Genomic DNA, 12,416 nt, shown 5'->3' on the forward strand with positions numbered 1-12,416 from the left:
AGGGAGTCCTGATTTTCAGCTACTTCCCCCTTTAGGGTTTGGGGTAGAAAGGAGCTGAAAATCATTTTAAGACTTTTCAGAGTGGACTCAATAACAAAAAAATAAATATCCGGTATTATTGCAATTAGTTAAAACTTCATTATTCAAAATTCCTTGTTTCGCAACCGCTAAAGCTACAGTGAACGTGGTCAATATTCATTATTAAAAGGAATTATTAAAGAGAGGTTCTATAAATACATTCGCCTGCCTATGTCGGCAGACAGGCATTAAGATTCTTAGAGTTTTTTATAGACAATGAAAAAAATTGAAACAAATCGGGATAATGTAATAAGTTTTGAAGAAGTATATGATTCCGAAATTTCGGAATGAAAACCCTTTCGCTTACGCTGTAGCTTTAGCGAAGGAGCATGGGAGCAAATTTTGTGCAAACGAGAGCAGAGGCAAAGCTTGCTTTGACTATGCCGAATGCAGCCAAAATTATGAAAAGATAATAAACAATCTGACTGCGTTAAAAATTTTCTCAATAGCTTGTGTCTTCGCTAAAGCTTCAGCGACACGCGGACGGCTATTCAGAAAAATTTGTGCCTTGCATCTTATTTATTATCTTTGTTTCTTAAAAGAAATGTATTTAAAGAACCTCCCATAATATTTGAAGAAAAAAAATATGCAAGAGAATTACAAACCGCCCTATATAAGTTCAGGTGATGCTTACTCAAGAGCAATGGATGTTTTAAAAAATAATTTTTTAAATGTATTGTTAATATTTGTTGTTGTAGCTGTTCTTCAAACTCCTGCTGGTATTATTTCCAAAGGAGGGGATTTTAAAAATATTCCTGCAAATCAATCTTTGTTTTTATTTTTTTATTGGCTTTTCCTTGTAGTTCCAATTACTTTTGGTGCAAAATACGCATATCTGAGGATTGTAAGAGGTCAATCATTTGAAATAGGTGATATATTTTCTGTTTTTAAAGAAAATTATTTAAACATTATTTTTGCAAATATTCTCTTAGGTTTTATCATTGGTATAGGCATATTATTATTGATTATACCGGGGATAATTTTTGCTGTAAGGTTGGCTTTTGTTCCTTATTTGGTAACAGATAAAGGTATGGATGCTGTTTCCGCAATTCAAAAAAGTTGGGAAATGACTCGCAATTTTAGTGGCAGTATATTTTTAATGGGAATTATGGCATTTTTAATTGCAATTGCTGGTTTGATAATTTTTATTGTTGGAATAATACCTGCTGCAATGTGGATTAGTGTTGCTTTTGCAGTAATTTATGATATGGTTGATACATTTTTACATGAAGAAGAATATGAAGAAATTGAATAGAAGCCCCCTAAAAGACAATTAATTTTTATGAAATCATTATCATTAAATGATGTTATTTTACTATCATTTTTTTATAGAAATAATTTTCTTTATTTGTTAATAAAATAAAATACAGACCTTTGTTTAAATTTGAAAGATTTAATTCCGTTTTAGCTTTTTCTAAGTTAGAAAAATGAATGGTTTTTCCTTGCGAATCAATTATTCTTAGCTTTAAAGGAATTGCTTTTTTAGATACTTTAATAGTAAAATTGCCTGTTGAAGGATTTGGATAAACAGTGAAATAATTGTCTGTTAATGTTTCCTTAATTCCAACACAATCATAAAATCTAATATTAATGCTATCGTAAGAAGAACATTCGCCTTTGGTTACTTTAACCCAAAAATTATGTGAGCCTGTACCTAATCCGTTTGTGTCAACACGGATAATTGGATCAATTGAGTCATTTGACCATAAAACAGAATCATGATTCATTCCTGCAAATAATAAAAGATGCTGATTTTCACATAACGAACTGTCATTACCTAACTCTACTTTAGGATTGTTTATAACAATTATTTGTTTGCTCATGGAATCTTTGCAACCAAAGTCTGAGCTTGTTTCTAAAGAAATAGTAAAAGAACCTGCCGATTGAAAATGTAAATTAAAAATATCATTATTGGTACTCGTAAATGAATCGTGAATGTTCCATTGTGAATTTAAATTACCTGATTTGATTGTTGAATTATTTAAGAAATTAAAACTATTTTCATTCAGGCATTTAGAAGTAGCAACTATTAGAAAATCCGTTTTAGGAACTGGATTTACTTTTATTGTAATAGCTGAAGAATCTTTACATCCCTTTGTTGAAACCGATGTTAATTTTACTTTAAAAGTATCACAAATCAGGTATGAATGATTGGAATTACGAACTGTGGAGAATGAACTATCACCAAAATTCCATAAGTAACTAAGCAAGGAAGTATCGTAAAAGATGGTTTTGTTTGAAAAAACATAAAGGTTATCGCTTAAACATTGAGAGCTGTCGTTAACAGAAAAATTTGTTATAGGATTCAATTCACCATCAACAAATATAATTTTATTGTCAGTTTCACCACAGCTATTGCTAATTTTTAAAGAGTAATATGCTATTTTATCAACAGATAATTCTGCCATAGTTGAAATAACTGTTGTTGATGGTAATTTTTTCCACTGATAGCTGTAAGAGTTATTTTGCTCAGCTTTTAATACAACATTATTTCCTGTACAAAAGAAAGTATCTGTTGGTAATTGAATATCCGGTGCTTTAATCACATTAACATAAACAGGAACTCTTGGAGAGCTGCAATATGAACCTGTAGAATAATAAACCCTGCCATTCCATGTTGCTGATACTGAGTAAAGGGAGTTGAAGGGATAATCTAAGGCAATAGCAGAATCAATTTTAATATTATTGTCAGAAAAGACAGTAGGAGTAGAGTTGAAATTTAAGAAACTTACTTGTGGTGAAGTAATGTAAATACCAAAAGTATCTCCACGTGGAATTGTAAATCCCTTTGTTGGTATTCGGGTAGCTTGGTTTTCTCCTTTACCCATAACTGACACCGAGTCCAATAATGTCCATGCTGAAGCATCAGATTGGTAGCCTCGAAATGAACCTTTTTTGTAATAGATCCAAATTATGTAATTGCTTTTATACTGAGTGTGAATGTCAAAGCTGTCAATAAAAATATGTGAATGTAATGCTGAGATATCAAACATGTTGCCGTTTGCCATCTTTCCACTTTCCTGAATAAATTGTGTTGCAAGGCTGTCCGCTTTGTTTTTGCTTCCTGCATCAACATAATAGCTTGTTGATTCCGATAATTGTGAAATTTTGAAAACAGAATCCTGACTTAGCAATGTTCCGTTTGTGCTTGAGTCGTACCAATGATATTTCTCGGCTTTTGCCGAATAAACTTTTAATATTGCTGTATCTCCCGTACAAATTGTATCATTGACTACTATTGGATATCCAGGCGATGGAAGTAGCTTTAATGAGGATAAGAATATGCTGTCGTTTTCCTGACATTGATCAACATTTCCATTAGGTAAATTAAGTTTAATACATAAGTTATTTGAATCTGCTACAAAATTGTATGTTGTGATCTTTAATGTTGTATCTTTCAGGTAATCAAGGTTTAAATATGCTTTGTAAAATATAAAACTGTCATTTATCTGCAAATTTATTTCAACACTGTCTAATTTCACAATGCCATTATTTTGAATTTGTACTAAAACATCTATAACTCCATCACACTGAATGTTTTCAAAAGAAGGAACTGAAACAATTGCCGCATCAAATAAACTTAATTCATATTCGTCTGCACCTATGTCAGGATAAATATAATTTCTACTTTCATTGTCAAGGTCAGTAGATATCAATGGGAGTGTGGTTCCTGAAGAGTCAAGTTCTATGGATAGAATGTGCCATTTGTCTTTAAAAACAGGATCAACAGAAAAAGAATTATTGTCTTGATTGCTTGCACTTTGCCAGTCAGACAATTTTTGTTTTGGAGCGTTCCAATAAGCAAGATAAGTACCTGTACTGTAAAGGTCGTTATTGTCGGAGTAAACACCCGATGTTTGTACGCTAAAAATAGAATATCCTCCACCAAGATTTGCAAAAATATTATTATTAATATTCAGATTACCTGAGCCTTGTGCTAAGAACAATGCTCTTCCTCCACTTGCTGTATTCGTTATTTTTATAGTATTATGAAAAATATTATAAAATGGAGAGCTGTAAAAATATAAACCATAAGCGGTGCTAGAGTAACCATTTATCTCTATGTAATTATTTGAGATAAGACCTTTGTTAGATTGACTTCCAAATGATTGGTATAGGCTGAGTCCAACACCACCATTATTGATAGTGATTTGATTCTTGGAAATTTTCATGCTATCACTTCCGTAAAAAATGTTTATACCTTTAAAATTATTGTTTTGTGTGTTTGTGCTTATTTTGTTTGAGGAAATGTCTAAGTTTTTTTGATAATATAAATAAATACCTGAAATATATTGGTTGGAAAAACTATTGTTTTTGATTTTTAAATTATCATCTTTTGTACTATTAGAACCCCATAAATAAATTCCGTATGAGCCGTTTATAAATTCATTTGAATCAAATGTAATGTGTGAATTATATAAGTTGTTATTACCACAATACACTAAAGTGTAATTAGAACTACTTGAATTGGTATTTATGGAAATAAATTTATTTTTATAAAAAACAATATCGGAAGTATGTCCTCCCAATTGTAATATTGTAGCATAAGTTGATGCTTTTGTTTCTAATGTGATATTTTCAAATCTAATATGTTTCCCTGTAATTTTTAAAGTATAATTTGCATACCATTGATTTGCATCATAGGATAATATAACATCACTATTGTTATTTGTGTTTCCTTTAAAAGTAATTGTATTTGTTGAAGATGCACCTATTATTTCCGGAATATTTATTTGCTCCTTATAAAATCCTGAGTCAATTTCAAAAGTTACAGCACCGCAAATACTGTTGTTTTGAATATAATTTATTGCAGAACCAAAACTGCTAAAATCTCCTGATGTTTGTGATATTGTATATGTTCCTGAAATACCGGGGTTTAAAGCTTTTGTCGCAATATTGTTTGTGTGAATAGTATCAGCTTGTCCATTTACTTTGAGAACTTCAATTTTAATGTTATAAGTTGTAGCGTTGGAAAAAACAAACTGCCCGAGAGTAATTACAGTATCGGAAAATTGTAATAATGAAGCGGAAATTAATGATGTATCTTTATAGTTATTATTGATTGATAAAAGTATGCTTGTTGTTTTTAAAGTATCTGATCCAAAGTTTTTGAGTTTAATTTTTATATCGGTAGTATCATTTGTGCAAATTGAAACAGGTTCTGTAATTGCTACAATTCCTGCATCTTTTGAAATTATTGTAATTTCATCAGCACCAATGTCAAAATGAGTTTGATTTCGCACTTCATTATCAATATCGTGAGTGATTAATGCTATTGGAACTGCTGTAGAGTCAAGTGAATAATTGGAGATATGTAAATTGCTTGATGAGTAATATTTTGGATTTTTAAAAATAGAATGTAGGTCTTGTCCTGAGTATAAATTCCAAGTGCTGAGGTTGTTTGATGAATATCCGTTCCAGTAACCCAATGCTCCGTTTGGTGTGTAATAATTATTATAATCGGAATAAATTTGATTGGTGGTAAAAGTACAAAGTCCAAAACCTGTACCTGCATTTATAATGTTGTTATTTTTTATATACAATCGTTCTGTAACTGAATTTTGATTTTGAATATTAATCCCTCGTCCTGCACTACTTATTGAAGGGTTAGAGATGTTGATGTTATTATTAAAAACATCAATTCTTTTACTGCTTTCAATAAAAATTCCACATGCTAAGCTGTTACCTCCTGCATGAATAAAATTGTTTGAAATAAGAATATTATTTAATGAATCTCCTACGGAACTATTGATAAATATTGGAAAACCTTGCGAATTAAATGAAATTTTATTTTTTGAAATTTTAATTTTACCAAACGAACTACCTATTTTTATTCCAATAAACTGAGAATAAGCTGAAGCAGATGTTATATGATTTGAAATGATTCTTGAATTTTTTTGTAATGAAAGAGTAATTGCACTAACAAGTTGTTTTTCAAAAATATTATTGTTGATGTTATTAAATTCGGAATTACTTCCGGAAATGTTAATTCCATAAGAACCGTATTTTATTGTATTTGAGTCAAATGTATTGTTTGTATCATCATTTCCGCCTGAAAAAATTACAGAGAGATTATCAGAAGTGTTTCCTGTATTAATTCCTGTTAAAATATTTGAAGTAAATTTATTGTAGCAGGCCTCTCCTTGAATTGTAACAACATGTCCGTAATTGTTGTTCAATGCTTTTATCTCAAAGTTTCTGAATTCAATATGGTCAGCACTGTCAAGTGAAATTGTGTAATTTAAAGATTGGCTTGCACTGTATTGAATCAATGGTTTTTGTTGTCCCGAAGATTGAAAAATTATTTTTGAAGTATCTGAGGTACCTTGAATTTCAGGGATTTTGATTTGTTCGTTATAAGTTCCATAGTCAACATTTATATCTACATTACCCGAAATACCTTGGCTTACCAATGAATCAACGGCTTGTGAAAAAGTAGAGAAGTTACCTGATGCACCTATTGAATATGTTCCACTCATTTGAGCAGAAACAGAATTCTGCAAAGCAAAAATGAAGAAAAATATTAGATATGATAAAAAAAATCGCATTTATTAACGTTCTTAGACTTTTGTTAAAAATTGAAATTTACTAAATTTCCCGAAATATGAATTTGTGAATAGAAGTTTTGTTGTTGAAGTCTTTCAGGCTTATTTTTGATTACAACAATTTTTATAATTCCGTGCATTTTACTATTAGAAAAAAGGCTGAAAGTCTTTAATCCCTGAACCAAACGCAACATCATATATAAACAATACTTTATGATGAGATTTATGCCATCAAAATCATTCATTTTACCAAACATAACAATTTTGTAATTATATATAATTATTTTCATACCTTTGAAAAATACTTATTAGAGCTTATTTTAATCTCATAAAAGAACAAAGTATGAAAAGGTTCTTCACAATTGTATTGATTTTAGTTAATTTATTTTTTTTCTCAAAAAATATTTTAGCACAAACAGCTAATAAATCCATAAATAAATCAAGAAGCGATTATGAAAAATTTGTAAATCAACATCCATATTCAAATCATCAGCATTTTTCCAAAAATGAATTAAAAAAAATACCTAAAAAAGATAGACCTGACCTTGCTTGGCAACAGAATTTCTTGATGATACTTGATCCTGCTTTAGGTTATGTTCCTGATAAAAGATTATTGCAAGCTTATAGATATACTGATAGTTTGTTGGCTTTGCAACGACCATTAAGAGGAGCAATTCCGGGGATTACATGGCAGGAGAGAGGACCTGATAATGTTGGAGGAAGAACAAGAGCTTTAATGTTTGACCCAAATGATGTAACTCATAAAAAAGTTTGGGCAGGAGGTGTAACAGGAGGGCTTTGGTATAATAATGATATTTCAAGTTCAACTTCTTCATGGATAAAAGTAAATGACTTTTGGGATAATATTTCTATAACTTGCATTGCTTATGACCCTAATGATTCCCAAACTTTTTATGTTGGTACAGGTGAAGGATTTACTGCTTATTCAACAACTACAACTAGAGGTGCAGGAGTTTGGAAAACAACTAATGGTGGTAGCAATTGGACACAAATATCATCCACTTTAAATTATTTTTATATTAATGATATTAGTGTGAGAGATGAAAGTGGAACAAGCGTTTTATATGTTGCTGTGGACGTTAGATATTATCAGGGCAAATGGCATGGAAGCCAAAACGGATTATATCGTTCAACAAACGGGGGAAGCACATTTACACAGGTTTTGCCCAAAATTAGCGGTTATCCTTATGCTCCCGCAGATATTGAAATAGCAGCTGATAACAGAATATTTATAGGTACAAGAAAAAATCCTTATGGGAAAGGAGGAGGAGTTATCCTTTATTCTGATAATGGAACAACATGGACTGCCGTGAATAACTACAGTAGTATAAGTGGAGTATCACGTGTTGAAATTGCTTGTGCACCTTCAAATGCAAATTATCTTTATGCATTGATAGAAGCTGATGGAAAACTTGCAAAGCTTACTATGTCTTCAAATAAAGGTGCTAATTGGACAGAAGTGAATGAACCAATTGATGCTGATCCCGGAATTCCTAATACGGATTTTACTCGTAATCAGGCTTGGTATGATTTAATTTTGGCAGTTGATCCAAATGATTTTAATACAGTTGTTGCAGGTGGGATTGATTTGCATAAAACAACAAACGGAGGGACTACATGGACGCAAATTTCTCATTGGTGGGGAGGCTACGGAAAACCTTATGTTCATGCTGATCATCATGCTTTGGTTTTTTCTCCTTCTTCATCTTCAATTTTAATAAATGGAAATGATGGAGGTGTTGCATATTCTTCGGATATAAATTTATCAAGTCCTTCTTTTGATGACAGAAATAAAAATTATAATGTAACGCAATTTTATTCATGTGCTTTAAATCCACAATCTGCTTCTGATAATTTTATTGGAGGTACTCAGGATAACGGAACTCAAAAATTCACATCTTCGGGGATAAATTCCACAACAGAAATAACAGGTGGTGATGGTTGTTTTTCTTTTATTGATCAGGATGCACCTAACTATCAAATTTCATCTTATGTTTATAATAATTATAAACTTACTACTAATAATTGGAGTTCATATTCTCAAATATCAACTGATGGGAATACGGGTTCGTTTGTAAATGTTGCTGATTATGATGATAAAGAAAATATCTTATATTCTGCAAGAACAAATAATTCCTTACAAAGAATTTTAAATGTTACTTCTACTCCTGCAACACCCGATACAATTGTAATAAGCTTAGGCTCAATGGCTTCTGCAATTAAAGCGTCAAAATATTCATCAGCAACTACATCAACAATTTTTGTGGGAACAGCTGCAGGAAAACTTTTTAAAATAGAAAATGCACAATCAACATCCCCAACTGTAACTGAAATTACAGGAGCTTTATTTCCTAATGGAAATATTTCTTCAATTGATGTAGGACAGAATGAGAATGAAATACTTGTAACATTTTCTAATTACGGGGTTAATTCGGTTTGGGAAACTACAAACGGTGGAACTACATGGGACAACAAAGAAGGTAACTTAGCTGATATGCCTATCAGATGGTGTATTTATTATCCTGATAACACCGATTGGGTAATGCTTGCAACAGAAGTAGGTGTTTGGTCAACAAATAATTTAAGTGTTGCTTCACCCGACTGGCAACCAACAAATGGTGGTTTGTCGCACGTAAGAAGCGATATGTTGCAGTACCGTGGCTCGGATAAAACTTTCCTTGTAGCTACTCATGGTAGAGGAATGTTTACTACTTCTATATCATCAACTTCTCTAATTGCAGATTTTATTGCCGATTCAGTTTGTTTTGGTGATTCAGTAAGTTTTGTAGATGTTTCGGTTAGCAGTAATCCAATTGATAGTGTGTGCTGGGATATCGATAGCAATGCTTTGTTTAATGATAAAAAATCTAACTCATTTAAATATTTCTTTTCTAAAGTTGATACTTTTAGTATTGGTATGAAAGTGTTTTCAGCAGGGAATACTGATAGTATTTATAAAAAAATAATTATTTATCCTGTAGCTGTTTCAGGATTTACTATTTCTGATACTATTGTATGCCCCGGTGATACAATTCAATTGACAAATTCTACAACTATTAGTTCCGGCAATACTCTAAATTATAAATGGAGTTTTGGAGATGGAAATATTGCCACAGCAAAAGATACTGAGCATTTTTATACATTTTTAAAAACATATAATGTTAAGCTTGTTGCAACATCAATAAATGGCTGTAAAGATTCAATTACAAAAAACGTTAAAGTAACCTCCAACTTAGTTGCGAATTTTACTATCAATGATTCTGTACAATGTTTTAAAAATAATAGTTTTGTGTTTGCTGATGCTTCTTACTCTTGTGCTTCAATTGATAGTATAATTTGGGATACAGATAATGACGCTATGTTTGATGATACATCAGGAAGTTCTTTTATTTTCGTTTTTTCTACAACAGGAACATTTAAAATTGGAATGAAAGTATTTGCATCAGGAGATTCTGACCAACTATATCGCAATGTTTATGTTTATCCCAATCCTATTACAGATTTTTCTGTAAATACTTTGATACAGCCACTTTTCTCAAATAATTTTGTTTTTACTAATAATTCAAATGTTAGTTCTCCTGATATTTTGACTTACTTGTGGGATTTTGATGATGGAAATACCTCCACTGCAAAAGACACAAATTATTCTTATTCATCAGCAGGGAATTATGATGTTTTGTTAATTGCTACTACAAATAATGCTTGTGTTGATAGTGCTGTTAAAAATGTACAAGTATATTCTACAAATCTTGTTGCTAATTATATTGCCGATACAGTTTGTTTTGGTGATTCAACATCTTTCATTGAGAATTCTTATAGCAGTATGAACATTCTTTCTTACAAATGGGCATTTGACAATGACAGTATTTTTAATGATGCAATTGGTGATACAAGTTTTAAACATTATTTTGATTCGGCAGGAGTTTATACTATTGGATTAGAAGTTAGAACGGCAAATGATACAAGTAAAATATTCAAAAAAGTTGTGGTTGGAGCAATTCCTGTTGCAGGATTTACAGTAAATAATAACACACAGCCATTACCAAGTAATAATTTTGTTTTCACAAATGCTTCAACTTTGAAATATGGAATTTTAAATTATCAATGGGAATTTGGAGATAATGATACTGCATTATCAAAAAATCCTACTCATTCATACTCAAGTGTTGGTAATTATACCGTAAAATTATTTGCAATTTCAGATTTAGGATGCATTGATTCAGCAACAGCAACAATGATTGTTAATCCGGGTGGAATGTCTGTTAATGCTGCATTTACAGCTAATAATACTTGCTTTGGTGATTCTACGAAATTGGAATATAATTCTACCGTTACATCTGATAAAATAACTAATGTGATGTGGGATTATGGCGATGGTAATAATTCAATAATTAAAAAAGATCATAAACATTATTATACAAGCGTTGGAAATTATAATATTGTTTTAATTGTATTAACAAAAGCAGGTCTTACTGATACAGCTTCTCAAAGCATAGATGTTTTCCCAAGTCCAAAAATAAATCTAATATTTGACGGAGACACAATTTTATATAAAGGTCAAAGTGTGAATGTTAGTGTCTCAAACTTATTCGATAGTTTATTATGGTCAACAGGAGAAACTTCTCAAATAATTGAAATATCAGATGAAGGTATTTATTCTGTTCGAGTAGTCAATAGTAATAATTGTGATGATGAAACTTCATTTAAAGTAACTGTAAAAACTGTAAAAAGATTCAAAGCAGTAGATGTTTTTACTCCTAATGGAGATGGAATAAACGACAGATGGATTATTGAAGATATCGATGCTTACAAGCCTTGTAAGTTAACCATTTATAACCGTTATGGGGACGTTTTGTATTCTACAAATGATTATAAAAATGATTGGAATGGAAAGTATGATGGGGAATTACTAAGAGAAGGAGCATATTATTATATTTTGGAAACAAATGATGATAGGATTATTAAAGGTTCTATTAGTATTGTTTATTAGTTTATTTGTTTATTTGGAATTTGACTGCCTACTGTTGACTGCGGACTGGAGACTGATTTGTTTATATTTTCTCGCAAAGACGCAAAGAACGCAAAGAAGAATTGTTTATTTGGTAATTTGTTTATTTGTTTCAATAGTCATTTAGTGGTCATTTGCTTCGCTGTCATTTAATTGTCATTAAGTTGTTTATTCGGTGATTTGTTTATTTGTTTCAATAGTCATTTAGTGGTCATTTGCTTCGCTGTCATTTAATTGTCATTAAGTTGTTTATTTGGTGATTTGTTGATTCGTTTATTCGTAACACATAACTTTTAGTTTTTAACTCTAAGTACTTCTTTTTGTTTATTTGAAAGCACCAACATACCGTCATTGCGAAGGAAGTATGACTGAAGCAATCGGATGAATAAGAGTAGGATGCTTTTTTGACTACCTCTGCTAAAAAGCCCGAGATTGTCGCGGTCGTACCTCTCTCACAATGATGACTTTATGGGTTGTTGTTGTAAGAATTGTTTATTTGTTTATTTATTTGGAATTTGACTGCCTACTGTTGACTGCGAACTGCCGACTGATTTGTTTATATTTTCTCGCAAAGACGCCCCGATACAGTCATTCTTCCTTATGGGGCAAGCAAAGAACGCAAAGAAGAATTGTTTAATTGTTTATTTGTTTAAACGCAGAGTCGCAGAGTTGCAGAGGAAAAAGTAACAAAAAAAAGTCAACCCTATTCAGGCAAGCACATCCTGCATCCTGCATCTTGCATCCTGCATCTTGCATCCTGCATC

At 31.3% G+C, this 12,416-nt stretch carries 4 protein-coding genes; 2 read left to right on the forward strand and 2 right to left on the reverse strand.

Annotation, left to right across the window (positions count from 1 at the left end):
• Positions 1-664: 664 nt before the first annotated feature.
• The gene (locus U9R42_07555) at positions 665-1,333 is read left to right on the forward strand and encodes a hypothetical protein (protein ID MEA3495873.1); all 669 of its coding nucleotides are present in this window, start codon (positions 665-667) and stop codon (positions 1,331-1,333) included.
• A 52-nt stretch (positions 1,334-1,385) separates the two neighbouring features.
• On the opposite strand, the gene U9R42_07560 is transcribed toward U9R42_07555, so the two are convergent.
• Both U9R42_07560 and U9R42_07565 read right to left on the reverse strand, forming a co-directional pair.
• On the reverse strand, positions 1,386-6,626 hold the full coding sequence (locus tag U9R42_07560; protein MEA3495874.1) for a T9SS type A sorting domain-containing protein: 5,241 nt from the start codon (positions 6,624-6,626) through the stop codon (positions 1,386-1,388).
• Between the two features lie 23 nt (positions 6,627-6,649).
• Entirely contained in the window at positions 6,650-6,913 is a 264-nt protein-coding gene (locus U9R42_07565) for a hypothetical protein (GenBank protein ID MEA3495875.1), read from the reverse strand.
• A gap of 53 nt (positions 6,914-6,966) precedes the next feature.
• On the opposite strand from U9R42_07565, the gene U9R42_07570 reads away from it, so the two are divergent.
• Positions 6,967-11,634, forward strand: coding sequence for a PKD domain-containing protein (locus U9R42_07570; GenBank protein MEA3495876.1), 4,668 nt, complete (start codon positions 6,967-6,969; stop codon positions 11,632-11,634).
• Positions 11,635-12,416 lie beyond the last annotated feature (782 nt).

The organism is Bacteroidota bacterium (assembly GCA_034723125.1).
GTDB lineage: Bacteria > Bacteroidota > Bacteroidia > CAILMK01 > JAAYUY01 > JAYEOP01.